This window comes from Kutzneria chonburiensis (assembly GCF_028622115.1).
GTDB classification, from domain to species: domain Bacteria; phylum Actinomycetota; class Actinomycetes; order Mycobacteriales; family Pseudonocardiaceae; genus Kutzneria; species Kutzneria chonburiensis.
The window spans coordinates 8,429,039-8,455,444 of sequence record NZ_CP097263.1; the positions used below are offsets into that span (position 1 = coordinate 8,429,039).

Consider the following 26,406-nt stretch of genomic DNA (forward strand, 5'->3'; position numbering starts at 1 on the left):
AGTACAGGGACCTGGGTCGCAGACCCGCCGAGCGCCAGCGAGGTGGGCCGGTGACGCAGCCGGTCCGCTGCCCGTGGGGTGACTCCACAGAGGACTACCAGCGCTATCACGACGAGGAGTGGGGCGTCGAACTGCGCGGTGTGCCCGAGATGTTCGAGCGGCTCACCCTCGAGGGCTTCCAGTCCGGCCTGTCGTGGATCACGATCCTGCGCAAGCGGGAGGCCTTCCGTGCCGCCTTCGCGCGGTTCGACCCGAAGAAGGTCGCGGCGTTCGACGAGGCCGACGTGGAGCGGCTGATGGCCGACACCGGCATCGTGCGCAACCGGCAGAAGATCGTCGCGGCGGTCCGCAACGCCGGCGTGGTGACCGGTCTGGACCAGCCGCTGGACGAGCTGCTCTGGTCGTTCGCGCCGACCGGACGGCGCCGCCGCCCGCGCACCGTGGCCGACGTGCCGGCCGTCACGCCCGAGTCGACCGCGATGGCCAAGGCCTTGCGCAAACTCGGCTTCGTCTTCATCGGCCCGACCACGTGCTATGCGCTGATGCAGGCGACCGGCATGGTCGACGACCACATCGCCGCCTGCTGGCGGGCGAGGCGCTGACCGTCCACAGGGGACGATTTCCGGGATCGGCACGGCCCGTGCGGCCGCCGACCGGCGTGCCGGCTCGGCGGCACGGGGCCTGACTTGCCAAGATGGTGCCGGCGGCGTGCGGCCGAAAAGATCGGTTCGGTTTCACGCCCGATGGCGGATGGGGGAGAATGGACGGGACCCGACAGGCTGGGAGGCGGTCGGGCCGAGCTGGACGTACGGAGGGAGCACGCTATGGCGGCCATGAAGCCCAGGACCGGCGACGGTCCCCTTGAGGTCACCAAGGAGGGGCGCGGCATCGTGATGCGGGTGCCCCTCGAAGGTGGTGGGCGCCTCGTCGTCGAGATGTCGGCGGAGGAGGCGAGCGAACTGGGCGATGCCCTCAAGGGCGTCGTGGGCTAGACGCCGCACCGCGTGTTCCCGAGCCCCGGTTTCCGATCAAGGAGCCGGGGCAGAATTCGTTTCCCTGCTGGAGGTCCCCCGTGCGCTCGACGGCGCCCGCCGTGCCAACCCCGCTGCCCGCGATCGAGGTCGTGCCGACCCCGCACCGCAGCCTCCCCACCGTGGTGGTGGTCGCCGACGGCCCCGCGTACGGGCCGGGGCGTGATCGTCTCGACGAGGCCGCGCTGGCCGCGTTCGAGCCGACCGGCAAGACCGGCGAGACCCGCCAGGTCGGCGCCGCCTGGATCGTCGGCGTCGGCGACGGCGCGGCCAAGGACTGGCGGTCCGCCGGTGCGTCGCTGGTCCGGGCGGTCAACGAGCGTGAGATCCCCCGCTTTCAGGTGCTGCTGCCCGAGGACGTGACCGCCGAGCAGGCCGGCGCCTTCGCACTGGGCCTCGCGCTGGGCGGCTACACGTTCAAGGTGACCGGCGACACGCCGGCCGCCCGCGTGAAGTCAGTGCAACTCGTCACATCCGCGCCGGTGGCCGACGCCGTCGCCGAGGCATTGGTGCTGGCCGCCGCCACCGCGCTGACGCGGGACCTGGCCAACACTCCGTCAAACGTGAAGGACCCGGCTTGGCTGGCCGGCACCGCCGCGCGGCTGGCGGCCGGCGTCACCGGCCTGACGGCCGCGGTCCGCGACGAGAAGTGGCTGGCCGAGCAGGGTTTCGGTGGCGTGCTGGCGGTCGGCGGCGGTTCCTCGCGGCCGCCGCGCTTCGTCGAGTTGACGTGGCGTCCGAAGGGCTCGGCGAAGGCCCCGCACCTGGTGTTCGTCGGCAAGGGCATCACGTTCGACACCGGCGGCATCTCGATCAAGCCGGCCGACGGCATGCACCTGATGCGGACCGACATGGCCGGCGGCGCCGCCGTGATCGCCGCGCTGCTTGCCGTCGCCGCACTGAACCTGCCCCTTCGGGTCACCGGTCTCGTGCCGTGCGCGGAGAACCACGTGTCCGGTTCGGCCTACCGGCCCGGCGACATCGTGACCCACTACGGCGGCAAGACGACCGAGGTCGCCAACACCGACGCCGAGGGCCGCATGGTGCTGGCCGACGCCATGACCTGGGCCGCGCGCAAGCACTCCCCGGACGTGCTGGTCGACGTGGCCACCCTCACCGGCGCGATGAAGATCTCGCTCGGCGTGCGGACCGGCGGCCTGTTCGCCACCACCGACGAACTCGCCGCGCAGGTGATCGCCGCCGGCGCCGAGGTCGGCGAGGCGCACTGGCGGATGCCGCTGATCGAGGACCTGGCCGACTCGGTGCGGAGCGAGATCGCCGACGTCAAGCAGGCCCCGGGCGGTCCCGGCGGTATCGCCGCCGCGCTGTTCCTGCGCGAGTTCAGCGGCGGCCTGCCGTGGGTCCACCTCGACATCGCCGGCCCGGCCCGCGCCGAGACGGCCTACGACGAGGTCGTGCCCGGAGCCAGCGGCTTCGCGGCGCGCACCCTGGTCAGGTTCGCTCAGAACTATCGCTGACGAAGGCTCGGAACAGCTCGACCGCCGGTGGCAGGGGCACTGCCGCCGACCAGACCAGCCCGATGGTGCGGCTGGCCGACGGGGTGAGCGCGAGCTCGACGACGCCGTTCAACACCGTGTCGGCCTGCGGCAGCAGCGCCACACCGAGGCCGGCGGCGACGAGCCCGCGCACCGTGTCCACCTCTTCGCCCTCGAAGGCCAGCACCGGCAGGAAGCCGGCCTGCTGGCACAGGGCGTCGGTGATGCGGCGCAGGCCGTAGCCGGCCTTCATCCCGACGAACTGCTGGTCGGCCAGTTCGGCCAGCCGCACCCGGCGGCGGCCGGCCAGCGGATGCCCGGTCGGCACGGTCAGCAGCAGCGGCTGCTCGTAGAGGGGCTGGCCGGCGAGGTCCGGCTGGCCGACCGGCAGTGGCGCGGTCAACGCCAGGTCGACGTCGCCGGACCGGACCCGGGCCAGCATCTCCTCGTGCGAGGCCTGCTGGAGGGCGAACTGGACGTTCGGATGCTCGGCCCGGAACGCCCGCAGCAGCTCCGGCACCCGCACCCCGCCCATGGTGTGCAGGAAGGCCAGCACGACCTGGCCGCGCTCCGGATCGGCCTCCCCGATGGCCCGCCGGCAGCCGGCCTCCAGCACGCCCAGCGCCTGCTCGGCCGCCTCGGCCAGGATCTGCCCGGCCCGGGTCAGCCGCACGCCGCGCCCGTTGCGGACGATCACCGGCGTGCCCAGCTCGGCGCTGAGCGTGGCCAGCCAGCGGCTGACCGTCGGCTGCGGCACGCCGAGCCGGTCGGCCGCCCGCGTGACGTGCTGTTCGGCGGCCAGCGCCCGCAGCAGGGCCAGCCTGGGGGCCAGTCCCGCGGCGAGCTGCTCGTGCGTCATCCGAAGTCCAGGGGCAGGTCGATCGGCGCGCCGGCGGTGAGATCCACCCGCCCGAGGGCGGAGACCGTCACGGCGCCGGTGCTCACGCCGATCTTGACCGACCTGACGTCCGCCGGCACCTCGAAGACCAGCGCGGCCGGCAGCAGGTCGCCGTCGTAGCGCACGCCCATCAGCTTGGCCTTGGAGTTGTCCGGCAGGGTCAACGCGAACGAGTTCTTGGTGACCGGGCCGGCCATGATCGCCGGCAGCTGGCCGGTGGTCCTGATCGCCACCTCCAGCAGCGCCTTGCCGTCGGCGACCTCGGTGAGCAGCTGGTAGTCGCCGCTGTCCAGCTTGATCGGCCGCTGCCGGCCCAGCCGCACGCCGGTCACGGTCAGCTCGGCCGCGTGGTCGCCGGCCGGCAGGCCGCCGTAGGGCACGGCCGTCCTGGCGGTGATCTTCTGGCTGGCGTTGGCCGGCACCTTGCTGACGCCGCCGGCGGTCGCCAGCGAAGCCGGGGCCTTGGCCGCGCGCCGGCCGTCCGGAACGGCCACCGTCTGCTCAAGGGAGTTCGCCCCGACGCTGCCCAGGACCAGCGACTCCGGTGGATCGGGTTTGTCCGGCACGGCGTAGATCAGGAACACGTCGCCGGAGTCGGGCAGCCGGTCCGGCGACAGCATCGTCCGCCGGCCCGCCACCACCAGCGACAACGTCGACTGCTGCGGCCCCCAGCCCGACCACTGCTGCGCCCCGAACGCCGGGTCGGTCTTGCCCGGCCGCTCCACGTGCAGGCGCAGCACCCGCAGCTGGGAACCGTTGCCCGGCACCAGCGTCGCGCCGTCGCCGATCGGGAAGCTGCTCGGCCGGCCGTAGCCGGTGCCGTTGACCGCCAGCAGGTCGTCGTGCACCCGCACCGGGGCCGGCTCGGTCAGTCCGAGCTCGGCGTTGGACTTGTGCTCGGTGTCGGTCAGCACGGCCACGAAGTTCGCGCTGGCCGTGCGGTTGACCACGGCCTTCGGGTTGGTCGTCGTCCCGTCCGCGCGGATCAGGCTGTCGCTGACCGGGGTGCTGCGATTGCCCGGGATCGGCACGTCCGGCGGCTGCACCTGGAGCTGGATCTGGCTGTCGTTCTCGCCGGTCTTCTTCATCGAGATCGGCACCCAGGCGTTGGTCGGCGGGCTGCCCGGCACCTGCACCGGGCCGCACCACAGCCGCTCGTCCACCGTGCCGGTCAGCCCGAGCTGGGCGAACCAGCAGCGCGGCAGGCCGGTGCCGGAGGGAGAGACGTAGCCGAAGCCGACCGTGTAGGCCAACTCGCGTTCCCCTTCGGCCTCCAGCCGCGCCGGATCGACGATCTGCTTGCCCCCGATGGAGAGCGTGACTGTGCCCGAGGTCCCCGCGTGGGACGTCGAACAGGCAGCCGCCCCCAGCAGCAGCGCGCCAACCGACACCAGGATCGCGGCACGGCCCCCGGGCCCGTGCACGGTGCGTGACACCGGACCTCCGATAGCTCGATCAAAGTCGCTCTATCGGGTAAAGGTGGCGAACACGGGTCCCGGGTTGCCGGAATCAAACGTGACCTAGCTCACACTCCGGTAGACCTCGACCGTCTGCGCCGCGACACCGGCCCAGGAGAACTCCCGAACCGCCCGCTCACGGCCCTTCTGGCCCATCTCGGCCGCCCGCGCCGGATCGGCCAGCACCCGCGAGATCGCCGCCGCCAACTCCGTCCGGTACGTCTCCACATCGGACTCGTCGTAGTGCACCAGCAGGCCGGTCACGCCGTCGTCCACCACCTCGGGGATGCCGCCGACATCCGAGGCGACCACCGCGGTGCCACAGGCCATCGCCTCCAGGTTCACGATGCCCAGCGGCTCGTACACCGACGGGCACACGAACACCGTCGCGTGGCTGAGGACCTGCTTGACCTCCTCGGTCGGCAGCATCTCCTGGATCCAGAACACGCCCGGCCGGGCCTTGGCCAGCTCGGCCACCGCCGCCTCGGTCTCGGCCGCGATCTCCGGCGTGTCCGGCGCGCCCGCGCAAAGCACCAGCTGCGCGTCCTCGGAAATCCGGTGCGCCGCCGCGACCAGGTGCCCGACGCCCTTCTGCCGGGTGATCCGGCCGACGAAGGCGACGATCGGCTTGCCCGGGTCGATGCCGTGCTTGGTCAGCGCGTCCGTGCCGGTCACGGATTCGTAGAGCGTTGTGTCGATTCCGTTGCGGACAACGTGCACTCGGGCCGGATCGAGCGTCGGGTAGCAGTCGAGGACGTCGGCCCGCATGCCGTCGCTGACCGCGATGATCGCGTCCGCCGACTCGTAGGCCGTGCGCTCGACCCAGGACGACAACCGGTAGCCGCCGCCCAACTGCTCGGCCTTCCACGGCCGTCGCGGCTCCAGCGAATGGGCCGTGATCACGTGGGGAACGCCGTGCAGCACCTTGGCCAGATGGCCGGCGAAGTTGGCGTACCACGTATGTGAATGCACGAGGTCCACGCCAACGACTGCGGCCGTGATCTCCAGGTCGACGGACAGAGTGGACAGCGCCGGGTTCGCGTTCCTGAGGTTCGCCGCCGGCTGGTGGGCCACCGCATCCGGCCGCTCACCACCGAAACAGTGCACGTCGACGTCGATGAGCTCGCGCAGCCGTGGCACGAGGAAGCCGACGTGGACGCCAGCCCCGCCGTACACCTCGGGCGGGTACTCGCGTGTCAGTAATCCGATCCGCACAGCTGACAACCTAGTGCCCGGCGGATAGGGTCACTGATCGTGAAGGGGCAGCCCCACGTTCTGGGAATCGTGCTCGCCGGCGGTGAGGGCAAGCGGTTGTGGCCCCTGACCGCGGACCGGGCCAAGCCTGCGGTGCCGTTCGGCGGCAACTACAGACTTATCGACTTCGTGCTGTCCAACCTGGTCAACGCCGGCATGTCCAAGCTGTGCGTGCTGACCCAGTACAAGTCGCACTCGCTCGACCGCCACATCTCGACCACGTGGCGGCTGTCCAGTGTGCTCGGGCAATACATCACGCCCGTGCCCGCCCAGCAGCGGCTCGGGCCGCGCTGGTACACCGGCAGCGCGGATGCGATCTTCCAGTCGCTCAATCTCGTGCACGACGAGAAGCCCGACTACATCGTGGTGTTCGGCGCCGACCACGTGTACCGGATGGACCCGGGGCAGATGGTCGAGCAGCACATCGAGTCCGGCTGCGGGGTCACCGTCGCCGGCATCCGGGTGCCTCGGGCCGAGGCCAAGGCGTTCGGCTGCATCGACTCCGACGCCACCGGCAAGATCACCCGCTTCCTGGAGAAGCCGGCCGATCCGCCGCACGTGCCCGACGACCCCGACGTGACGTTCGCGTCCATGGGCAACTACGTGTTCACCACGGAAGCCCTGCTCGACGCGCTCCGCACCGACGCCGCCGACCCCGACTCCGACCACGACATGGGCGGCAACATCATTCCCATGCTGGTCGACGCCGGCAGTGCGTACGTCTACGACTTCGACGACAACGTCGTGCCCGGTGCGACCGAGCGGGACCGGGGCTACTGGCGGGACGTCGGGACCTTGGACGCCTACTACGACGCCCACATGGATCTCGTGTCCGTGCATCCGGTCTTCAACCTGTACAACCAGGCTTGGCCCATCCGGACCGCCACGCCGCCGCTGCCGCCGGCCAAGTTCGTCAACGGCGGCATGGCCATGGAGTCCATCGTCGGTCCCGGCTCGATCATCTCCGGGGCCTCGGTCCGGGAGTCCGTCGTCAGCTCCGACGTCGTCGTCGAGTCCGGCGCCATCGTCGAGGGCAGCGTCCTGCTCCCCGGCGTCCGTATCGGCAAGGGCGCTGTGGTGCGCAAGGCCATCCTCGACAAGAACGTCGTGATCGCCGACGGCGCCATCGTCGGCGTCGACCGTGGGCACGACCTTGAGCACTACACCGTCAGCACCAGCGGCGTCGTGGTTCTCGGCAAGGGAGCGCGCGCCGAGTAGCTCGTGTTTCGGGGGGAACATGACCGGGCAGATCCCTGACCACGTGCGCTTCGAGCGCAAGCTTTTCGCGCTGACCGCGGTCGACGGCTCCGGCCTGTTCGACGCGGTCCGGCACGGTGTCGAGCCGAGGTGGCTCGGCACCGGCTGCTACCACGGCTTCATCTGCCAGTACTCCGTCGTGCGGCAGCGGTTGGTGTTGCGGCAGCTCGAACTCGGATCGGACGACGAGCCCGGTCCGATCGGCGGCGTGCGGCCGGTGACCGGTGACTTCGGCTGGCAGTACCGGGGGTTGTCCGTGCCCGTCGCCTTCACCGGGCGCCTGCTCGTCGGCAACGACTTCGACGGCCCCGGCGTGCGCATGGGGTTCGTGCCGGCGTGGATGTTCGCGGACGTCCGCGAGCTGACCTTCCAGGACGGGGCCCTGCACACCGCCACCGACCGCTCCGCCGAGCTCGCCGAGGTGCGGGCGGTCCTCGACGAGCTGGGCACCGGACCCGACCTCGGCGAGGATGCCGGCGACTGGATCCGCCGCACCTTCTCGCTGAGCTACGACTACAGCTGGCCGGGACGGGAGCGACCGGACGATCAGTGGCACGAGCTGTCGGCCGCCGTGGTGAACCGCAGGTCAACCCCCATGCCCGCGGTGGCTTCGGGGGATGGGCCCCCGGATCGCAAATCCTAGCCCGGATGGGGGCTTGATCGCTTAGGCAAGATCCTCCGCCGCGGGTTTCGCCACATGCGCTTCCTATGTGGCGCCAGGCGCCACATAGGAAGCGCATGTGGCGGCAAAGGTGGTTACGGCCGGAGGTTCTCCAGGTCGGCCAAGAGGCTGGGGTGCTTGGGCTGCCAGCCGAGGGCGTCGCGGGTGTGGGCGCTGGACGCGGGCTGGTCGTTGGCGAAGATCGCGCCGAGCGGGCCGTAGGTGTCGGCCGGAACAGACTGGACGGGGAGGCCGAGGCGGCGGCCGATCACGGTGGCGATGTCCCGAACGGGGTCGCCCTCGTCGTCGACGGCGTGCCAAGCAGTGCCGGCGGGGGCCGACTCGAGGGCGAGGCGGAAGAGGACGGCGGCGTCGAGGGCGTGCACGGCGGGCCAACGCTGGGAACCGTCGCCGGGGTAGCCGGAAACGCCGGTCCGACGGGCGATGTCGGTGAGCAGGCCGGCGAAACCGCCGCGGCCCTCGTTGTGCACGGTCCGAGGCAGCCGAACGGCGGAACTGCGAACGCCGCGTAGCCCGAGGACGGCAGTGACGGCGCGGCCACGGCCGCCGACGGGACCGTCGACGGGCACGGAATCGGCCTCGGTGGCGACGCGGCCGGGAATCCACGGCGTGCCGGAGCACGTGACGAACGGGCGGTCGGTGCCGACGAGCTCCGAGCCCATCAACTCCAAGGCGGCGGCTTCCTCGGCGACGGATTTGGCCACGGCCTCGGCGCTGCTGAAGTCGTTGCTGAAGGCCAGGTGGATCACGCCGTCGGCCTCGGCGACACCGGCGCGGAGGGCGTCGAGGTCGGCAAGACCGCCCCGGACCACCGAAGCGCCGGCAGTCGTAGCGGCCTGGGCGGAAGCGTCGGAACGGGCAAGGGCGAGCACGGCGTGGCCGTGGTCGATGAGCTCGGCGACGACGGCGGAGCCGATCAGACCGGTGCCGCCGGTGATGAAGACGCGCATGGAATGCTCCCAAGTGACGGGACTCTTGTCCCATCACGCTAGCACGGTGATGGGACAAGAGTCCCGTCACCTATGATGGCCGCCATGGGTCGATGGGAACCGGGCGCGCGCGAACGCCTCGTGCTGGCGGCGGTCGACCTGTTCACCGAGCAGGGCTACGACGCGACCACCGTGGCGCAGATCGCCGAGCGTGCGGGCGTCACGAAAAGCACCTTCTTCCGGCACTTCCCGGACAAGCGCGAGCTGCTGGTGGCCGGCCAGGAGTCGCTGAGCCGGCTGCTGGCCGAGGGGATCGCCGAGGCGTCCGAGACGGCCAGCCCGCTGGAGGCCGTGGCCGCCGGCCTGGTCAAGGCGTCGACCATGATGGGCCCGATGAACCGCGAGCTCGGACCGCGCCTGAAGGCGGCGGTCGCGGCCAGCGCCGAGCTTCAGGAGCGCGACGCCCTCAAGAGCGTCAGCCTCGCGGCGGCGATGACCACGGCGCTGGTGGCGCGCGGTGTGCCGGACACGACGGCGGCGCTCGCGGGTGAGCTGGGGGTGCTGGCCTTCAAACGGGGCTACGCCACCTGGTCCGACAGCGGCGACGACGATCTTGCCCCGCACGCCCTCAAGGCCCTCGACGAGCTCCGAGCAGCCAGCCTCTCCCTCGGCTGAATGTCACATGAGCGTCATACTTGCCTCTATTCGGCACATCCGGACCGCATGTGCCGAAAATGTCAGCGCTTGGCTGCGACCAGGAGGCCGTCGCCGACCGGGAGCATGATCGACACCAGCTGGTCGTTCTCCCGGACGGCCTTGTTGGTCTCCCGGATGGCCAGCGTCTCGGCGTCCCGGTCGGCCGGATCGGCCACCTTGCCCTTCCAGAAGACGTTGTCGAACGCGATCACGCCGCCCGGCCGCAGCATCCGCACCCCGTGCTCCAGGTACCGCGGGTACTCCTGCTTGGCCGCGTCCACGAACACCAGGTCGTAGCCGCCGTCGGTCAGCCGCGGCAGCACGTCCAGCGCCTGGCCCATGATCAGCCGGGTCCGCCCGGGGCTGATCCGCGCGTCGGAGAAGGCCCGCCGGGCCACCCGCTGGTGCTCCGGCTCCACGTCGATCGAGGTCAGCACGCCGTCCCTGGCCATGCCGCCGAGCAGCCACAGACCGCTCACGCCGGCGCCGGTTCCGATCTCCACGACCGCCCTGGCCTGCAGGGATGCGGCGAGGAAGCGCAGCGCGGCCCCGCCGGTGACGCCGATCGGCACGCAGCCCAGCTCGGTCCCCCGGGCCCGCGCGGCCGAGGTGACCTCGTCCTCGACGGCGTAGCCGTCCACGTACTCCCCGAGCGTCACAAGGTGCGAGGTTAGCGGCGTGACGGCCCGTTCTGGGTGAACAACCCGCATCGGAGCATTCTCAGACTGCTCTCAGGCGTCTCTAACGATGGTTATAAGCATGACCGCGACAGTAGGGGGAACAACGGGGACGTCCGCCACGTTGTCCCCACCGAAGGGCAGCCGCCCGCTGGAGGTGCCGTACCACCGATGCGCACTGAGACGACCGAACCGGCCGTTGAGCCGGTCGCCGCCGTGGCCGTCGCGCCCGCCGAGGCTGCCTGGACCCCGCCGTCCTGGGACGAGGTCGTGCGTGAGCACGCCGACCGCGTCTACCGGCTGGCCTACCGCCTGTCCGGCAACCAGCACGACGCCGAGGACCTCACCCAGGAGACCTTCATCCGGGTGTTCCGCTCGCTGGCGTCCTACAAGCCGGGCACCTTCGAGGGCTGGCTGCACCGCATCACCACCAACCTGTTCCTGGACATGGCCCGTCGCCGTTCGCGGCTGCGCATGGAGGGCCTGCCCGAGGACACCGACCGCCTCGTCGGCGACGACCCGAGCCCGGAGCAGGTCTACACCGACACCCATCTGGACCCGGACCTGCAGGCCGCGTTGGACGAGCTGCCGCCGGAATTCCGTGCCGCTGTCGTGCTTTGTGACGTCGAAGGCCTGTCCTACGATGAGATCGGAGCCACGCTCGGGGTGAAGCTGGGCACCGTTCGCAGCCGTATCCACCGGGGCCGGCAGGCCCTGCGCGCGAGCCTCGAGCGTCGCGCCGAGCTCGCACGGAAGGACGTCGTTGGATGACCGAGCTGCGCGGGTGGAGTCTGCCGAGCCTGCCGGAACAGCATCTGCTGCCCGACGCGGTGGTGGCCTTCGTCGACGGTGAGCTGTCGGCGACCGCCCACGACCGTGCCGCCGCGCACCTGGCCCGCTGCCCCTTCTGCGCCGCCGAGGCCGCCACCCAGCGGCACGCCCGATCCGCCATGAAGGCCGCCTCCGCGCCGTCCGCGCCGGCCGGCCTGCTCGCTTCCCTGATGTCCATCCCGCAGGACGTGGAGCTGCCCAGCGGCCCCGACAACCTCGCGGTCACCGAGGACGGCCAGCTGGTCACCGTGCTGCGTCCGGGCAAGGCCAGCGAGAAGCTCCGCCCTTTCGGCAGCGGGCCCGCGTTCGGGTCCTCCCAGCCCCTCGGTAGCAGCCCCAACGTGCTGGGCAACCGCGTGTCCAGACGCACCAAGCAGGGCGCCGGTGTCGTCGTCTCGGGCCTGGTGCTCGGCGCGCTGGCCATCGTGACCATGCACGGCGACACCCCGGCCGACAACAGCACCGTGATCGTGCCGGTCGACGCGCACCCGGTGCTCCAGGTGCAGCCGACCACCTCGACCACGCCGACCACCGTCACCGACCTGCCCACACGGTGAATTCACCGCTGGTGAGGCACGCTTCCGGTTGATGAACGAGCAGCAGCCCAGCCCCGAACAGCCGCCGGCGACCCCGGTTTCGGGCGTCGACGACGGTCAGGGCCGCCGCATCGGTCCCCGGCCGCTGGACCGCCCGGCCGTCGATCCCACCCAGGCCGCCGAGTTCGGTCGACCGCAAGGCGTGGACAGCGCCTTCGCGCCGCGCGCCAACTCCGCCGCCACCAACGGCGCCATCGCGCTCGCCCCGCCGCCGCCCGAGGCCCTGAGCATGGCCTTCGGCCGTCCGGACAGTGCCGGCGACGTCCTGTTGCAGCGCGCCCCTGGCGCCATTCCGCTCGGCTCCGAGCCGACCGTCGAACCCGTGTTCTGGCCGGACAACGCCGACCGCGACCCGTGGCGTGACCCGGGCGCCGGCGCGATCCTCGGCCCGCCCGCCGCCGATTCGGCCAAGGACGGCGAGTCCGAGGCCAAGCCGGCGGCCAAGGCCGGCCCCATGCTGTCCGTGCCCGAGCTGCTCTTCGGCCGCCGGGTCAAGCCGTCCGCGCTGGGCGCGCTGGCCGGTGTGGCGCTGCTGATCGGCGTCGGCGGCGGGATCGCCGGCTGGGCCATCGCGCAGTCCGGCAACCCGCTGACCAGCTCGGTCACCCTGGCCCAGGTCGACGACTCGGGCCGGAAACTGGTGCCGGGCTCGGTGGCCGACATCGTCAGGCGGACCCAGGCCGCGGTCGTGCAGATCGAGGTGCAGGTCGGCACCGGCGGTGGGCTGGGCTCCGGCGTCATGATCGACAGCGCCGGCTACATCCTGACCAACAACCACGTGGTGTCGGCGGCGGCCTCCGACCCGTCGGCCACGCTGCGCGTGGTGTTCGCCGACGGGACCAAGACCGACGCCAAGATCGTCGGCCGCGACCCCAAGACCGACCTGGCCGTGATCAAGGTGTCGGTGACCAATCCGACCGTGATCCAGCTCGGCAAGTCCGGCAACCTCTCGGTCGGCGACCAGGTCATCGCCATCGGCTCGCCGCTCGGCCTGTCCAGCAGCGTCACCAGCGGCATCGTCAGCGCCGTCAACCGGCCGCTGCAGGCCGCCGGCGAAGGCGGCGACCCGCCGGTCACCTACGACGCCATCCAGACCGACGCGGCCATCAACCACGGCAACTCCGGCGGCGCGCTGCTGGACAGCACCGGGGCCCTGGTCGGCATCAACAGCGCCATCCTGTCCTCCGGCGGCCCGGACGCCGGCTCCATCGGCATCGGCTTCGCCATCCCGATCGACTTCGCCCGACGCATCGCCGAGGGCCTGATCAAGGACGGCCAGGTCAAGCACGCCGACATCGGCCTCAACGCCCGCTCGGTGTCGGCCGTGTCCACCGACGGCGCGCAGGTGCAGAACGTCAAGCAGGGCGGGGCCGCGGCCAAGGCCGGCATCGTCGAGGGCGACGTGATCACCAAGTTCGCCGGCCGGAACATCCGCACCGCCGACGAGCTCAGCGTGGCGATCATCGAGCGGACCATCGGCGAGACCGTTCCGGTAGAGATCGTGCGGCAAGGACGACAGATGGTGCTACAGGTGACCACGCAGTCGGATTAGGCTGGGAGACGTGTTCGGAATCAGCGGGGGCGAGCTCCTCGTCCTGATCGTCGCCGGCCTGTTCATCCTCGGGCCAGAGCGACTGCCCAGTGCTGCCGCCTGGCTGGCCAAGGGCATCCGTCAGGTGCGGGACTACGCCACCGGCGCCCGTGAGCAGCTGCGGTCCGAGCTCGGGCCGGAGTTCGACGAGCTGCGCAAGCCGCTGGAGGACCTGCGCCAGCTGCGGGAGTTCAATCCCAAGCGGGCCATCACCCGGCACCTGCTCGACGACTTCCCCGAGGACACCGGCTACAAGGCCAACGGCTACCCGGCCGCCGCCGCGGAACCCGCGCGTCCCGAGCAGCGCCCGCTCTCGCCGGGCGAGCGACCTCCGTTCGACCCGGACGCCACCTGATACCCAGACGCTGAAAAGGGCCTCCCACCTGGGAGGCCCTTTCACTGTGCTGAACAGGTCTGAACAGGTATGCGAACGATTGCGGTTGGGGCCGTGACCAGTCGCGGTCCGACCCGACCGTGACGTGGGCACAGCGACGCCTGCCATGCCCCGATGGTGAGGTCCGGCCTGGTCAGGGGGTGTCGGGCAGCGGCGGCGACGCCTCCGCGAGCTGCTCGCACGTGCGGCCGAAGGCGGCGATGGCCGTCTCGTCGAGTGCCTCGACGAAATGGCGGACCACGCCGGCCAGATGCACCCCGGACGCGGTCCGTAACCGGTCGAAGCCCGTCTGGGTGAGCACGGCCACCACGCCGCGGCCGTCCCCGTCGGCCCGCTCACGGGTGACCAGACCGGTCCGCTCGAGGCGGTCGACCAGTCGGGTGACCCCGGAGCGCGACAGCAGCACGGCGTCGGCCAGTTCCGTCATCCGCATCCGACGCCCGGGCGCCTCGGCGAGCTGCACCAGGACGTCGTAGGACGCCAGCGACAGACTCTGCTCGGCGACGAGTTCGGTCTCCAGATGTCGGACGATGCGGGCATGGGCCCGCAGGAATGACCGCCACACGGCTAACTCGGTCCGGGTGGGCAGTCGGGTCCTACCTGTGTCCAGCACGACCCACCATGTTACGGAACGCGTCCAGATGGTCGCGCAGTGCCCCTATCGTGATTCGGCGAACTCCGGCTGACCGGTCGGTAACAACGGCTCGTAGCATGGGTCTCGTGACTACTGTCCCGAGTGCCGACGCCGTGCGGTCCGCGCTGGCCGGCGTGCAGGATCCGGAAATCCGCCGCCCGATCACCGAGCTTGGCATGGTGAAGGACGTCACCATCGGCCAGGACGGCGCCGTGACCGTCGAGGTGTTCCTCACGGTGGCAGGTTGTCCGCTGCGTGACAAGATCACCGCCGACGTCACCGCCGCGGTGAGCAAGGTCGACGGCGTGACCAGCGTGAAGGTCGAGCTGGACGTCATGACCGACCAGCAGCGGTCCGAGCTGCGCAAGTCGCTGCGCGGCGACGCGGCCGAGCCGGTCATCCCGTTCGCCCAGCCCGGCTCGATGACCCGCGTCTACTGCGTGGCGTCCGGCAAGGGCGGCGTCGGCAAGTCCAGCATGACGGTCAACCTGGCCACCGCGATGGCCGCCCGTGGGCTGTCCGTCGGCATCGTCGACGCCGACATCTACGGCCACTCGGTGCCCCGCATGCTCGGCGCCGACGGCCGGCCGACCCAGGTCGAGAAGATGATCATGCCGCCGCAGGCCAACGGCGTGAAGGTCATCTCCATCGGGATGTTCGTGCAGAACAACGCCCCCGTGGTGTGGCGCGGCCCGATGCTGCACCGGGCGTTGCAGCAGTTCCTGGCCGACGTCTTCTGGGGCGACCTCGACGTGCTGCTGCTCGACCTGCCCCCGGGCACCGGCGACATCGCCATCTCGGTCGCGCAGCTCATCCCCAACGCCGAGATCCTGGTCGTGACCACGCCGCAGCAGGCCGCCGCCGAGGTGGCCGAGCGGGCCGGGGCCATCGCCATGCAGACCCGGCAGCGGGTGGCCGGCGTGATCGAGAACATGTCGTGGATGGACATGCCCGACGGCAGCCGGATGGAGCTGTTCGGCTCCGGCGGCGGCCAGACCGTCGCCGACTCCCTGACCAAGGCCGTCGGCTCCGAGGTGCCGCTGCTCGGCCAGGTCCCGCTGGACCCGCGCCTGCGCGAATGCGGCGACGTCGGCACGCCCCTCGTGCTGTCCGACCCCGAGGCCCCGGCCTCCAAGGTGCTGACCCAGGTCGCCGCCAAGCTCACCGTCCGCTCCCGCGGCCTGGCCGGCCGCCTCCTCTCGGTGAGCCCGGCGGGCCGCTAGCCCCCACCCGCTTTTGTCACATGCGCTCCGCACTTGCCTTTAAACGGCAAGTGCGGAGCGCATGTGACATTCGGGGGTTAGCTCTTGTGGGTGATGGAGTCCTCGTCGTCCCAGCGGGGGTCGTCGCGGATCTGCTCAGCCGACGGCGTGGAGGACTTGCGGGTCTTCTCACGTCGTTTGGTGCCGGCGAGCTCGGCCCGTAGCCGCTCGAGCTCGCTGCGCAGGTAGTCACGGGTGGCGACCTCACCGACCGCGATACGCAGGGCGGCCAGCTCACGGGCCATGAACTCGGTGTCGGCCGTGGTCTGGGCGGCCCGGGCCCGGTCCTCCTCCAGCGAGATCCGGTCCCGGTCGTCCTGTCGGTTCTGGGCCAGCAGGATGAGCGGGGCGGCGTACGCGGCCTGGGTGGAGAAGGCCAGGTTGAGCAGGATGAACGGGTAGGGGTCCCACTGCAGGCTGAGCGCGAACAGGTTCAGCCCGATCCAGATGACCACGATCAGGGTCTGCCAGAACAGGAACTTGCCGGTCCCGAGGAACCGGGCCAGCCGCTCGGAGAACCGGCCGAACGCCTCGGGATCCACCTCGATGGCCCACCGGCGCGGCGCCCGCGGCTGGTCGAGCCGCCGGCGCGAGGTCAGTTCAGGCATTGGCGACGCCCTCCTCCTCATGGTGCAGGGTCTCCCGCCAGTCCTGGGGCAGCAGGTGGTCCAGCACGTCGTCAACGGTGACCGCGCCGAGCAGGTGGTCCTCGTCGTCCACCACGGGCGCGCACACCAGGTTGTAGGTCGCGAAGAACTTGGTCACCTCGATGAGGGACGCGGTCGGCCGCAGCCGGGGCAGGTCGGTGTCCAGCGCTCCGGCGACCAGGTCCGAAGGTGGCTCACGGAGCAGCCGCTGGAGGTGCACGCAGCCGAGGTAGCGGCCGGTCGGCGTGGCGGTCGGCGGTCGGCAGACGAAGACCATGCTGGACAGGGCCGGCGTGAGCTCGGGGTTGCGGGCCCGGGCCAGCGCCTCGGCGATGGTGGCGTCGGGGGTGAGCGCGACCGGCTCGGGGGTCATCAGACCGCCTGCGGTGTCGAACGAGTACTCCAGCAGCCGCTTGACCGGCGCCGACTCCTCGGGCTCCATCAGCTCGAGCAGCCGGTTCTTGTCCGGCTCGGACAGCTCGGCCAGCAGGTCGGCGGCGTCGTCCGGGTTCATCGCCTCGAGGATGTCGGCCGCCCGCTCGTCGTCCAGGTGGCCGAGCAGGTCCTTCTGGTCGTCCTCGGGCAGCTCCTCGATCACGTCGGCCAGCCGCTCGTCGTCAAGGGCGTCGGCGACCTCGTAGCGGCGCTTGGTCGGCAGGTCGCGCAGCGCGTTGGCCACGTCGGCGGCGCGCATGCGGTCGAACTGGGCCAGCAGCTGCTGCGCACCCTGTGGCTGTGAGGAGAGCTCGGCCATCCCGAGGCCGTCGACGTCGTCCCAGCGCAGCACCTGCACCGGACCCCGTCGCCCCAGCCGGCCGGTTCGTTCCCGGACGGCGACGCGGCTGATCTCCCAGTCGCGGGTGCGGGTCGGCTCCATGGCCACGTCCACGACGACCGCGTTGACCGTGCCGCCGTCGATGCCGACGCGGGCGTCCAGCAGCTGCCCGACCGCCACGACCTCGTTGGGGCGCTGGTGGAAGTGCCGCATGTTCACCGATCCGGTGGACAGCACGACCGCGTGCGGCTCGATGCCGGCGACCCGCAGCATCGGCACGAAGATGCGCCGCCGGGTCACCAGCTCGACCACGATGCCGAGCACCCGCGGCGGCAGTCGGTCGGTCCGCAGGCTCGCCACCACGTCGCGCACCTTGCCGATCGCCTCGCCGTCCGGGCCGAATACCGGCAATCCGGCCAGTTGGGCGACAAAAATCCTGTCTGTGGCTGCCACAGGCAAAGGCTAACGTTGTCCCGTGCCGACGCTGCGTTTCGACGTCCTCGACGTGTTCACCGACACCCCGTTCACCGGCAATCAACTGGCCGTGGTGCACGGCGGTGAGGAGCTGACGGCCGAGCAGATGCGGACAATTGCCGCGGAGTTCGGCTACTCGGAGACGACCTTCCCACTGCCGCCGACGCAGCCGGGGGCCGACTACCGGGTGCGGATCTTCACTCCTAGTGAGGAACTGCCGTTCGCCGGCCACCCGAGCGTGGGCACGTCCTGGCTGCTGGCCCGCGACGGCGTGATCGGCTTCGGCCCAGCTGTCCAGGAGTGTCTGGCCGGGCTGTTGCCGGTGGTGGTGGACGAGCGCGGCTCGCGGATCACCGGCGGCGAGCGGACCGTCGGACCGCGCCTGGACCGGGATGCGCTGGCCGCGTCGGTCGGGCTCACCGTCGATGATCTGTCCGATGTGGACCCCGGTGTCGCCGGCTGCGGCCTTGACTGGGCGTACCTGGCGGTCAAGCCGGATGCGGTCGCCCGGGCCGTGCCGAATCCGGCCGCCATCCTGGCCGCCGGCGCTGAGCACGGGGTGCAGGTGTTCTCGTTGGTCGACGGCCAGGTGCACGCCCGGGTGTTCGCCGGCGACATTGAGGACGCCGCGACCGGTTCGGCCGCGGTGGGCCTGTGCGTGTTCGCGGTCGACCGCGGGCTCATCGACGAGACGTCCGATTTCGTTGTGCGCCAAGGCATCGAGATGGGTCGACCGTCCACTCTGTACTGCTCGGTGACGCCGGAAGCGGCCACGGTCCGTGGCGACGTCGTGCACGTGGCCAGCGGGCAGCTGTCCTGGGCCGTTTAGAGTCCGGCCAGCGTGGTGGCGATGACCTGGCAGCGTTCGGCGGTCCAGGCATCGGTGTCGGCTTCGGCCCAGTTCACCACGGCCGTGACGAAGGTCCAGGCACGGGCCCGGTCGGGGTCGAGATCTTCGATCTCGACCAGCATGTCCAGCCGGTGCCGGATGCGGTCCGGCTCGAAGCGGTTCCACAGCAGGGTGGCCAGGCCGAATTCGGGGTCGGCGGCGATCACCTTGGGGTCGATCACCAGCCACGGCTCGCGGTCGCTGGCCAGGATGTTGTGGAAGTGCTGGTCCTCGTTGACCATCTGGCTCAGCGCCAGCGGGCCGAAGGTGCGGCAGTGGTCGACGGCCTCGTCGAGGATGTGAGCCGGCACGCTGTCGGCCACGGCCAGCTCGTCGGCCCAGCGGGCCGCGTTGGCGCGCAGGGTGCGCATCTGCGGCGGGGCCGGCCGCAGCAGGCGCTTGCGCAGCCGGCCGGCGATGGTCAGGGATTGCTCGATCGGTTGGGTGGCAAGGGTTTCCGGCCTGAGCCGTTCGAGCAGCAGCACGCCGTCGTCGGCGTCGTGGTCGAGCAGGCGAACCGCGCCGTTACCGTCCCAGATGGACAGTGCGTACCACTCGTGCTCGGATTCCTCGTGCGTCAGGCCCAGTTTGAGCATGGCCGGCGTGCCGTCGGCCCGGCGCACCGGCTGCACCACGCTGACGAAGCCGTTGAGCGGGGCGCCGTCCAGGGTCAGATCCCAGCGGTCGAGGTATTCGGCCGACAGCTCCGGCAGTCCGAGCAGCCAGCGGGTGGCGTGATCGTCACCCCAACTCAGCACCGTCTTCGTGAAGTCCTTGGGGATCCGGATCAAGTCGGTACACCTCTGTCCACGCCGGCTCACCGTTGAGTCTGGCCGCCCGGAGCGCGTCCGTCACGCCTTTTTCCGGCTCGACCAGGGCGGCCGTGGCCCGTACGTCGGCCAGGTGCGAGTGTGTTGCCGGGGAGCGGACCGTGATCGTGCAGGTCACGCCGTCGCGTAGGCCCGGGACCTGCTGCTCGTCGCCGACCGCCACCCACAGTGCGCCGTCCCGCCACAGCGCCCAGACCAGCCGGGGCCGGCCGTCGACCGTGATCCAGACGGCGGCCGCCTTCTTCAGCGCGTTGTCCAGCAGACGGGTGATCTCCACCGGTTCAGCTTCGCACGGGGCTGTGACGGGTGACTCAGCGAATGGCGGGCACCCTCCGGTCGTGCCAGCATCCCCCTAAGTTACCGGTCAGTACGAGGAGGTACCGCCGTGCCGCGTCCCCGCCGATCCTGTCTCGCCGTCCCCGGCTCCAGCCAGAAGATGATCGACAAGGCCCGGACGCTCCCGGCCGACCAGGTCTTCCTCGACCTGGAGGACGCCTGCGCGCCGCTGGCCAAGCCGGACGCCCGCAAGACCATCGTCGCCGCGCTCAACGAGGGTGGTTGGGGCGAGCGGACTCGGGTCGTTCGGGTCAACGACTGGACCACCGAGTGGACCTATCGGGATGTTGTCGAGGTTGTCGAGGGCGCCGGGGCCAACCTGGACTGCCTGATGCTGCCCAAGGTCCAGACCGCGCAGCAGGTGCAGGCGTTGGACCTGCTCCTCACCCAGATCGAGAAGACCATGGGGTATGAGGTCGGCCGCATCGGCATCGAGGCCCAGATCGAAAACGCCCGCGGTCTCGTCGAGGTGGACGCCATCGCCACCGCTTCACCGCGCGTCGAAACCATCATCTTCGGCCCCGCCGACTTCATGGCTTCGATCAACATGAAGTCCCTCGTCGTCGGCGAGCAGCCCCCCGGCTACGACGTCGGCGATGCCTACCACTACATCCTCATGCGCATCCTCATGGCCGCCCGTGCCAACGACGTCCAGGCCATCGACGGCCCCTACCTCCAGATCCGCGACGTCGACGGCTTCCGCCGCGTGGCCGGCCGCGCGGCCGCCCTCGGCTATGACGGCAAGTGGGTGCTCCACCCCGGCCAGATCGACGCCGCCAACGAGGTCTTCAGCCCCGATCAGTCCGACTACGACCACGCCGAGAACATCCTCGACGCCTACGAGTTCTTCACCTCCGACCGCGGCGGCAAGCGCGGCGCCGTGATGCTCGGCGACGAGATGATTGACGAGGCCTCCCGCAAGATGGCCTTGGTGATCGCCGGCAAGGGCCGTGCGGCAGGCATGGCCCGCACCGACAAGTGGACCCCGCCAGCGGAGTAAGACGTGTAGGCGGATGAGGTCTTACCGGCGGCGGGGAAGTCGTCGACCGCCGGCATGGGCGGTGCGGCCGAGCGGATCCGGCTCGTGGAGTTGGGCGACGGCGGCCGGTTTGTCGATTGGTGGCGGCGGGCGTAGCCCGCTGGCCGCTGCCCCCTTCGCTGCGCCTCTCTCCTTTCCCGCAGTCTTTCCCTGTTTGCGCAAATGGCTTTCGGGGCAGTTTTTCGGGACCGGGGAGGCGGGTGTGTAACGCGTTCCGGGCTGTGTCGATGTATTCGACGCGGCTAGGAACGTGTTACCGTTTGTGAGCCGGATCAAAGATCAGACTACGGAAATAGCGGTAATCGACTACCGGGCGTGTTTGATCACGGTGATATAACGCACAGAAGGCAACCTTGGTTTGCGTTGGACCCCGGGGGTCGGTTCAGGCTGGGTGCCATGTCCAAGCACTCGAAGGGGATCCACCTGTTCCGCCGCCGTCGTCAGGACGATCTGCTGGAGCGCAGCTTCGTCGACTGCACCGGCTGCGGTCGCTCGGTGTACGTGTTCGCGGAGCAGTGCCGGTCCTGCGGCGACTCGGTGCAGGTGCGCGCGAGCTGAACCGATCGGGTGAGCACCTTCACAGGGTGAGACGGCGGCCGGTTGGGGATACTCACCGGTAACCAGTCAGCGACGACAAGGGGACCACCATGGCCCGGCTCGCCCAGACCGCCGGTCTCACCGAGGTGCAGCAGGAGATCCTGAACACGGTTCGCGACTTCGTGAACAAGGAGATCATCCCGCACGCCCAGGCCCTTGAGCACGACGACGCCTACCCGACCGACATCGTCGAAGGCATGAAGGAGATGGGGCTGTTCGGCCTCACCATCCCCGAGGAGTTCGGTGGCCTCGGCGAGTCGCTGCTCACCTACGCCCTTGTGGTGGAACAGATTGCGCGCGGCTGGATGAGCGTCTCCGGCGTGATCAACACGCACTTCATCGTCGCTCACATGATCAAGCAGCACGGCACGGACGCGCAGAAGGCGCACTACCTGCCGAAGATGGCCACGGGCGAGATCCGCGGCTCGTTCTCGATGTCGGAGCCGGACCTGGGCTCGGACGTCGCGGCCATCAAGACACGGGCCAAGAAGACCGATGACGGGTACGTCATCGACGGCCAGAAGATGTGGCTGACCAACGGCGGCACGTCCAACCTCACGGCGGTGCTGGTGCGCACCGACGAAGGCGCGGACAAGCCGCACAAGAACCTGACCGCGTTCCTCGTCGACAAGCCGGTGGGCTACGGCGAGGTGACGCCGGGCCTGACCATCCCGGGCAAGATCGCCAAGATGGGCTACAAGGGCGTCGACACCACGGAAATGGTGTTCAGCGGCTACGAGATCGGCGCCGACCAGGTCCTCGGCGGCGCCACCGGCAAGGGCTTCGCGCAGATGATGGACGGCGTCGAGGTCGGCCGGGTCAACGTGGCCGCCCGCGCCTGCGGCATCGCCATCCGCGCCTTCGAGCTGGCCATCGACTACGCCCAGCAGCGCAAGACCTTCGGCCACCAGATCGCCGACCACCAGGCCATCGCCTTCAAGCTGGCCGAGATGGCGACCAAGGTCGAAGCCGCGCACCTGATGATGGTCAACGCGGCCCGGCTCAAGGACTCGGGCCAGCGCAACGACGTCGAGGCCGGCATGGCCAAGCTGATCGCCTCCGAGTACTGCGCCGAGGTGACGCAGGAGTCCTTCCGCATCCACGGCGGCTACGGCTACTCCAAGGAGTACGAGATCGAGCGCCTCATGCGCGAGGCCCCGTTCCTGCTCATCGGCGAGGGCACGAGCGAGATCCAGAAGACCATCATCAGCCGCGGACTGCTCCGGGAGTACCAATCCCGCGGCTGATCCCCGCTGAGCAGGCACGCCCGGTTCGCGTGGTTCGTCGATCGTGAGGACAATGGAAGGCCACGGACCGCGAACGGGGTGATATCGGTGACGAGTTCGTTCTCATCGCAGGACAGGCAGGCCGGCCCGCCGCGACTGCCGACCAGGCCGACCGGCTGGCCGATCGGCTCCTACGAGGAGTACGGGCAGGCCCAGCGCGCCGTCGACTTCCTGGCCGAGAGCGAGTTCCCGGTGCAGGACGTGACCATCGTCGGGGTCGACCTGATGCTGGTGGAACGGGTCACCGGCCGGCTGTCCTGGCGGCGGGTGCTCGGCGCCGGCGCGGCTTCGGGCGCCTGGTTCGGCCTGTTCGTCGGCGTCATGCTGAGCCTGTTCACCGGTGGCCAGCAGACCGGTGGCCTGCTCCAGATCGCCGTCTGCCTGGTGCTGGGTGTCCTGTTCTTCATGGTGTTCGCGGCCGTCGGCTACGCGTCCACGCGCGGCCGGCGGGACTTCCAGTCCTCCAGCCAGCTGGTCGCCGGCCGGTACGACGTGCTGTGCCAGCCCCGCAACGCCGAGCAGGGCCGCGACCTGCTGGCCAAGCTGGCCATGCGCCCGGCGAGCGGCCCGGCGTAACACCGCGCCGGGACAACGGCACAGCGTCACCGCGACGAGCCGGGCACTGGTACATCCGGGCAATAGGCACGGCCGGTGTCTGAATCGTTGCCCTGAGCGCTTGCGGCTGCCAAAACCTCGGTCATAGGTTGCCTCCACCGCACAACGGGGTGCCGCAACTGGTCTGGTGGACTCCTGGTCCGCCGGTAGGCGCGCGGGTTCGGCTCCCCTGAAGTGAAGGGAGGCAGGACCGATGGCTCAGCCGACCGACCGACGCCCCCAGTGGCGTCGGACCGCCGTGGCATTCGCCGCCGCGGCAGTGGCCGCACCCCTGGTGGCCGCCTGTGGAGGCGGCGGCGCCGGGGGCGTCACGATCACCGTGTACTACCCACCGGAACAGCACTTCCAGAACGTCATCGACCAGTGCAACCAGCAGGCCGGTGGCGCGTACCAGATCGTCAACCTGACCGCGCCCCGAGCCGCCGACGGCCAGCGCGAGCAGATGGTGCGAAGACTGGCGGCCGGGGACACCAGCCTGGACATCCTCGGCGTCGACGTGACCTGGACGCCGGAGTTCGCCGGGGCCGGCTGGATCGTGCCGTGGACCGGCGCGAACGAGGCCGAAGCCCGCAAGGACGTGCTGGCCGGGCCGCTGGCCTCGGCCACCTATGACGGCAAGCTCTATGCCGCCACCAAGCACACCAATGTGCAATTGCTGTGGTATCGCGGCGATCTGGTGAGCACACCACCGTCCACATGGGACGAGATGATCGCCGACGCGCAACAGCTCAAGGCGCAGAAGAAGCCGTACAAGATCGGATTCACCGGGGCCCAGTACGAGGGACTGGTCGTCGGCTTCAACACATTGACCGCGTCGGCCGGCGGCCAGCTGGTGTCCGACGACGGCACGAAGGCGGTCGTCGACGACGGCGCGGTGCAGGCATTGGCCATGCTGAAGAAGTTCGCCACCGCCGGTGTGACCGACGCCGGCCTTTCCACCGCGGCGGAGCAGGAAACGGCGCTGCTGATGCAGAACGGGGACGCGGCCTTCGAGCTGAACTGGCCCTACGTCTACGCCGCCATGCAGCAGGAGAAGCCCGACCTGTTCAAGAACTTCAAATGGACCCGTTACCCCAGCATGACCCCGGGCGGGCAGTCGCGGGTGACGATCGGCGGCGAGAACCTGGCCATCAGCGCCTATTCGCTGCACAAGGACGAGGCGTTCAAGGCGGCATTGTGCCTGCGCAGTCCGCAGATGCAGGACTACTCCGCGGTCAACGACGGCGTGCCTCCGACCGTGGCCAGCGTCTACGACGCGCCGGACATGGCCAAGGCATACCCGATGAAGGACGACATCAAGGCGGAACTGGCCACCGCGGCCAGCCGGCCGATCACGCCCGCCTACCAGAACATCTCCACCATCATGCAGAACCTGCTGTCGCCGCCGTCGGCCATCGACCCGCAGGCCACCGCGGCGAAGATGAAACAGGCGATCCAGGACGCGCTGGACTCCAAGGGGGTGCTCCCGTGAGCGTGACCGTTGACGCCAAGCACCGCGCCACCGCGAAACCCGTGCTGAGCGAGGGAAAACGGGCCGAACGCCGACTGGGCCTGCTGCTGTGCGCGCCGGCGGCGATCGTGATGATCGCGGTCACCGGTTGGCCGATCATCTACTCCGTCTGGCTGTCCCTGCAACGCTACGACCTGAGGTTTCCGGGCAAACAGGAGTTCGTCGGCCTGGCCAACTACGTGACTGTGCTGTCCAACGGCTACTGGTGGACGGCCTTCGGCACGACCGCGTTGATCACCGTGGTCTCGGTGGCGATCGAGTTGGTGCTGGGCATGGCACTGGCCCTGATCATGCACCGGACGCTGGTCGGCCGCGGCCTGGTCCGCACGGTTTCCCTTATCCCGTACGGCATCGTGACGGTCGTGGCCGCGTTCAGCTGGAAGTTCGCCTGGACGCCGAGCAGCGGCTACCTGGCCACGCTGGTCGGCCCGAACTCGGCCGTGCTGACCGAGAAGGCGTCGGCGCTGAGCGCGATCATCGGGGCCGAGGTGTGGAAGACCACGCCGTTCATGGCCTTGCTGCTGATGGCCGGTCTGGCGCTGGTGCCGGACGACCTGCTCCGGGCGGCGTCGATGGACGGGGCCGGCGGCTGGCAGCGGTTCACCAAGGTGATGCTGCCGGTGATGAAGCCGGCGATCCTGGTGGCGCTGCTGTTCCGCACCCTGGACGCGTTCCGCATCTTCGACAACATCTTCATCCTCACCGGCGGCTCGCAGGGCACCGGCTCGGTGTCCATGCAGACCTACGACAATCTGATTCGCGGCCTGAACCTGGGCATCGGCTCGACCATGTCGGTGCTGATCTTCATCGCGGTTGCGGCCATCGCCTTCGTGTTCATCAAGGTGTTCGGCACCGCCGCACCCGGCTCGGACTCGGGGAGGCGATGATGGCCGTGCTCACGACCGGAAAACGCGTGCAGTGGTCGGTCATCGACGTCATCGTGGTGGTGTACGCGCTGGTGCCGGTGCTGTGGACGCTGTCGCTGTCGTTCAAGTCCAAGGCCACCATCGGCGACGGCTCCTTCATCCCGAAGGAGTGGTCGTTCCAGAGTTACCTGGACATCTTCCAGACCAACGACTTCCTGCTGGCGCTGGTCAATTCGATCGGTATTTCGCTGATCGCCACCGCGATCGCCGTGGTGCTGGGCACGATGGCCGCCTATGCCATTGCCCGGCTGGACTTCCCCGGCAAGACCGCGCTGGTCGGTTTCTCGTTGCTGGTGGCGATGTTCCCTCAGGTGTCGCTGGTCTCGCCGCTGTTCTCCATCGAGCGGTCGCTCAACCTGTTCGACACCTGGCCCGGCCTGATCCTGCCGTACATCACGTTCGCGCTGCCGCTGGCCATCTACACCCTGTCCGCGTTCTTCCGGGAAATCCCGTGGGAACTGGAGAAAGCCGCGAAGATGGACGGGGCGACACCGGGGCAGGCCTTTCGGCGGGTGATCGCGCCGCTGGCCGCGCCGGGCGTGTTCACCACCGCGATCCTGGTGTTCATCTTCTGCTGGAACGACTTCCTGTTCGCCATCTCGCTCACCGCGACCACCCGTTCCCGCACGGTGCCGGCCGCGCTCCAGTTCTTCACCGGCGCCTCCCAGTTCGAGGACCCGACCGGGCAGATCTGCGCGGCGGCGGTGGTGATCACGATTCCTATCGTGCTGTTCGTGCTGTTCTTCCAGCGCCGCATCGTGGCGGGGCTGACCTCCGGCGCCGTGAAGGGGTGAGGC

29 protein-coding genes are annotated in these 26,406 nt (G+C 70.1%); 19 read left to right on the forward strand and 10 right to left on the reverse strand.

The window, feature by feature from the left end:
• Positions 1-50: 50 nt before the first annotated feature.
• From M3Q35_RS39355 to M3Q35_RS39365, 3 genes are all read left to right on the forward strand, one after another.
• Positions 51-602: a DNA-3-methyladenine glycosylase I gene (locus M3Q35_RS39355; RefSeq protein ID WP_273937643.1), complete on the forward strand. Its 552-nt coding sequence runs from the start codon at positions 51-53 to the stop codon at positions 600-602.
• A gap of 222 nt (positions 603-824) precedes the next feature.
• The gene (locus M3Q35_RS39360) at positions 825-992 is read left to right on the forward strand and encodes a DUF3117 domain-containing protein (protein ID WP_084579640.1); all 168 of its coding nucleotides are present in this window, start codon (positions 825-827) and stop codon (positions 990-992) included.
• An 80-nt stretch (positions 993-1,072) separates the two neighbouring features.
• A complete protein-coding gene (locus M3Q35_RS39365) occupies positions 1,073-2,509 on the forward strand; it encodes a leucyl aminopeptidase family protein (protein WP_273937644.1) in 1,437 nt (478 codons plus the stop codon).
• On the opposite strand, the gene M3Q35_RS39370 is transcribed toward M3Q35_RS39365, so the two are convergent.
• The 3 genes from M3Q35_RS39370 to glgA form a co-directional block, all read right to left on the reverse strand.
• Entirely contained in the window at positions 2,484-3,386 is a 903-nt protein-coding gene (locus tag M3Q35_RS39370; protein WP_273937645.1) for a LysR family transcriptional regulator, read from the reverse strand. The two genes, M3Q35_RS39365 and M3Q35_RS39370, sit on opposite strands and share 26 nt — an antisense overlap.
• Entirely contained in the window at positions 3,383-4,861 is a 1,479-nt protein-coding gene (locus M3Q35_RS39375) for a hypothetical protein (RefSeq protein WP_273937646.1), read from the reverse strand. The genes M3Q35_RS39370 and M3Q35_RS39375 overlap by 4 nt, the downstream gene beginning before the upstream one ends.
• 84 nt (positions 4,862-4,945) lie before the next feature.
• A complete protein-coding gene (gene glgA, locus M3Q35_RS39380) occupies positions 4,946-6,097 on the reverse strand; it encodes a glycogen synthase (RefSeq protein ID WP_273937647.1) in 1,152 nt (383 codons plus the stop codon).
• 39 nt (positions 6,098-6,136) lie between these two features.
• On the opposite strand from glgA, the gene glgC reads away from it, so the two are divergent.
• On the forward strand, positions 6,137-7,354 hold the full coding sequence (gene glgC / locus M3Q35_RS39385; RefSeq protein WP_273937648.1) for a glucose-1-phosphate adenylyltransferase: 1,218 nt from the start codon (positions 6,137-6,139) through the stop codon (positions 7,352-7,354).
• Positions 7,355-7,373: 19 nt separating this feature from the next.
• Positions 7,374-8,036, forward strand: a complete 663-nt coding sequence (locus tag M3Q35_RS39390; protein WP_273937649.1) for a hypothetical protein — start codon at positions 7,374-7,376, stop codon at positions 8,034-8,036.
• Between the two features lie 113 nt (positions 8,037-8,149).
• On the opposite strand, the gene M3Q35_RS39395 is transcribed toward M3Q35_RS39390, so the two are convergent.
• Positions 8,150-9,025 carry an SDR family oxidoreductase gene (locus tag M3Q35_RS39395; protein WP_273937650.1) on the reverse strand — a complete coding sequence of 292 codons (876 nt, stop codon included), beginning with the start codon at positions 9,023-9,025 and terminating at the stop codon, positions 8,150-8,152.
• 84 nt (positions 9,026-9,109) lie between these two features.
• Here M3Q35_RS39395 and M3Q35_RS39400 point away from each other — a divergent pair, with 84 nt between their 5' ends.
• Positions 9,110-9,679 carry a TetR/AcrR family transcriptional regulator gene (locus tag M3Q35_RS39400; RefSeq protein WP_273937651.1) on the forward strand — a complete coding sequence of 190 codons (570 nt, stop codon included), beginning with the start codon at positions 9,110-9,112 and terminating at the stop codon, positions 9,677-9,679.
• 62 nt (positions 9,680-9,741) lie between these two features.
• Here M3Q35_RS39400 and M3Q35_RS39405 read toward each other — a convergent pair whose 3' ends face one another.
• On the reverse strand, positions 9,742-10,410 hold the full coding sequence (locus tag M3Q35_RS39405) for an O-methyltransferase (protein WP_273937652.1): 669 nt from the start codon (positions 10,408-10,410) through the stop codon (positions 9,742-9,744).
• Between the two features lie 138 nt (positions 10,411-10,548).
• On the opposite strand from M3Q35_RS39405, the gene sigE reads away from it, so the two are divergent.
• The 4 genes from sigE to M3Q35_RS39425 are packed head-to-tail and all read left to right on the forward strand — an operon-like array spanning position 10,549 to position 13,750.
• Positions 10,549-11,148, forward strand: a complete 600-nt coding sequence (sigE, locus tag M3Q35_RS39410) for an RNA polymerase sigma factor SigE (RefSeq protein ID WP_273937653.1) — start codon at positions 10,549-10,551, stop codon at positions 11,146-11,148.
• Complete coding sequence (locus M3Q35_RS39415; RefSeq protein ID WP_273937654.1) at positions 11,145-11,765, forward strand: anti-sigma factor family protein; 621 nt, start codon at positions 11,145-11,147, stop codon at positions 11,763-11,765. Before sigE ends, M3Q35_RS39415 begins: the two co-directional genes overlap by 4 nt.
• A gap of 31 nt (positions 11,766-11,796) precedes the next feature.
• Positions 11,797-13,356, forward strand: coding sequence for a trypsin-like peptidase domain-containing protein (locus M3Q35_RS39420; protein ID WP_273937655.1), 1,560 nt, complete (start codon positions 11,797-11,799; stop codon positions 13,354-13,356).
• 10 nt (positions 13,357-13,366) lie between these two features.
• On the forward strand, positions 13,367-13,750 hold the full coding sequence (locus tag M3Q35_RS39425; protein ID WP_273937656.1) for a sec-independent translocase: 384 nt from the start codon (positions 13,367-13,369) through the stop codon (positions 13,748-13,750).
• Positions 13,751-13,922: 172 nt separating this feature from the next.
• Here M3Q35_RS39425 and M3Q35_RS39430 read toward each other — a convergent pair whose 3' ends face one another.
• The gene (locus M3Q35_RS39430) at positions 13,923-14,402 is read right to left on the reverse strand and encodes a MarR family winged helix-turn-helix transcriptional regulator (RefSeq protein ID WP_273937657.1); all 480 of its coding nucleotides are present in this window, start codon (positions 14,400-14,402) and stop codon (positions 13,923-13,925) included.
• Positions 14,403-14,509: 107 nt separating this feature from the next.
• Here M3Q35_RS39430 and M3Q35_RS39435 point away from each other — a divergent pair, with 107 nt between their 5' ends.
• On the forward strand, positions 14,510-15,646 hold the full coding sequence (locus M3Q35_RS39435) for an Mrp/NBP35 family ATP-binding protein (RefSeq protein WP_379794506.1): 1,137 nt from the start codon (positions 14,510-14,512) through the stop codon (positions 15,644-15,646).
• 77 nt (positions 15,647-15,723) lie between these two features.
• Here M3Q35_RS39435 and M3Q35_RS39440 read toward each other — a convergent pair whose 3' ends face one another.
• Positions 15,724-16,293 carry a DUF1003 domain-containing protein gene (locus M3Q35_RS39440; RefSeq protein WP_273937659.1) on the reverse strand — a complete coding sequence of 190 codons (570 nt, stop codon included), beginning with the start codon at positions 16,291-16,293 and terminating at the stop codon, positions 15,724-15,726.
• The gene (locus M3Q35_RS39445) at positions 16,286-17,560 is read right to left on the reverse strand and encodes a magnesium transporter MgtE N-terminal domain-containing protein (protein ID WP_273937660.1); all 1,275 of its coding nucleotides are present in this window, start codon (positions 17,558-17,560) and stop codon (positions 16,286-16,288) included. Before M3Q35_RS39445 ends, M3Q35_RS39440 begins: the two co-directional genes overlap by 8 nt.
• A gap of 22 nt (positions 17,561-17,582) precedes the next feature.
• Here M3Q35_RS39445 and M3Q35_RS39450 point away from each other — a divergent pair, with 22 nt between their 5' ends.
• Positions 17,583-18,410 carry a PhzF family phenazine biosynthesis protein gene (locus tag M3Q35_RS39450; RefSeq protein ID WP_273937661.1) on the forward strand — a complete coding sequence of 276 codons (828 nt, stop codon included), beginning with the start codon at positions 17,583-17,585 and terminating at the stop codon, positions 18,408-18,410.
• On the opposite strand, the gene M3Q35_RS39455 is transcribed toward M3Q35_RS39450, so the two are convergent.
• Together M3Q35_RS39455 and M3Q35_RS39460 are read right to left on the reverse strand one after the other, a co-directional pair.
• Positions 18,407-19,261, reverse strand: coding sequence for an aminoglycoside phosphotransferase family protein (locus M3Q35_RS39455; protein WP_273937662.1), 855 nt, complete (start codon positions 19,259-19,261; stop codon positions 18,407-18,409). The two genes, M3Q35_RS39450 and M3Q35_RS39455, sit on opposite strands and share 4 nt — an antisense overlap.
• Positions 19,212-19,577, reverse strand: coding sequence for a hypothetical protein (locus M3Q35_RS39460; RefSeq protein WP_273937663.1), 366 nt, complete (start codon positions 19,575-19,577; stop codon positions 19,212-19,214). The genes M3Q35_RS39455 and M3Q35_RS39460 overlap by 50 nt, the downstream gene beginning before the upstream one ends.
• 108 nt (positions 19,578-19,685) lie before the next feature.
• On the opposite strand from M3Q35_RS39460, the gene M3Q35_RS39465 reads away from it, so the two are divergent.
• The 7 genes from M3Q35_RS39465 to M3Q35_RS39495 all read left to right on the forward strand — a co-directional run bounded on the left by M3Q35_RS39465 (position 19,686) and on the right by M3Q35_RS39495 (position 26,403).
• Positions 19,686-20,636, forward strand: coding sequence for an HpcH/HpaI aldolase/citrate lyase family protein (locus M3Q35_RS39465; protein WP_273937664.1), 951 nt, complete (start codon positions 19,686-19,688; stop codon positions 20,634-20,636).
• A gap of 435 nt (positions 20,637-21,071) precedes the next feature.
• On the forward strand, positions 21,072-21,233 hold the full coding sequence (locus M3Q35_RS39470) for a hypothetical protein (protein WP_273937665.1): 162 nt from the start codon (positions 21,072-21,074) through the stop codon (positions 21,231-21,233).
• 89 nt (positions 21,234-21,322) lie between these two features.
• The gene (locus M3Q35_RS39475) at positions 21,323-22,519 is read left to right on the forward strand and encodes an acyl-CoA dehydrogenase family protein (RefSeq protein WP_273937666.1); all 1,197 of its coding nucleotides are present in this window, start codon (positions 21,323-21,325) and stop codon (positions 22,517-22,519) included.
• Positions 22,520-22,600: 81 nt separating this feature from the next.
• Positions 22,601-23,134 carry a YflT domain-containing protein gene (locus tag M3Q35_RS39480; RefSeq protein ID WP_379794530.1) on the forward strand — a complete coding sequence of 178 codons (534 nt, stop codon included), beginning with the start codon at positions 22,601-22,603 and terminating at the stop codon, positions 23,132-23,134.
• 232 nt (positions 23,135-23,366) lie between these two features.
• A complete protein-coding gene (locus M3Q35_RS39485) occupies positions 23,367-24,644 on the forward strand; it encodes an ABC transporter substrate-binding protein (RefSeq protein WP_273937668.1) in 1,278 nt (425 codons plus the stop codon).
• The gene (locus M3Q35_RS39490) at positions 24,641-25,570 is read left to right on the forward strand and encodes a carbohydrate ABC transporter permease (RefSeq protein WP_273937669.1); all 930 of its coding nucleotides are present in this window, start codon (positions 24,641-24,643) and stop codon (positions 25,568-25,570) included. Before M3Q35_RS39485 ends, M3Q35_RS39490 begins: the two co-directional genes overlap by 4 nt.
• The gene (locus tag M3Q35_RS39495; protein ID WP_273937670.1) at positions 25,567-26,403 is read left to right on the forward strand and encodes a carbohydrate ABC transporter permease; all 837 of its coding nucleotides are present in this window, start codon (positions 25,567-25,569) and stop codon (positions 26,401-26,403) included. Before M3Q35_RS39490 ends, M3Q35_RS39495 begins: the two co-directional genes overlap by 4 nt.
• Positions 26,404-26,406 lie beyond the last annotated feature (3 nt).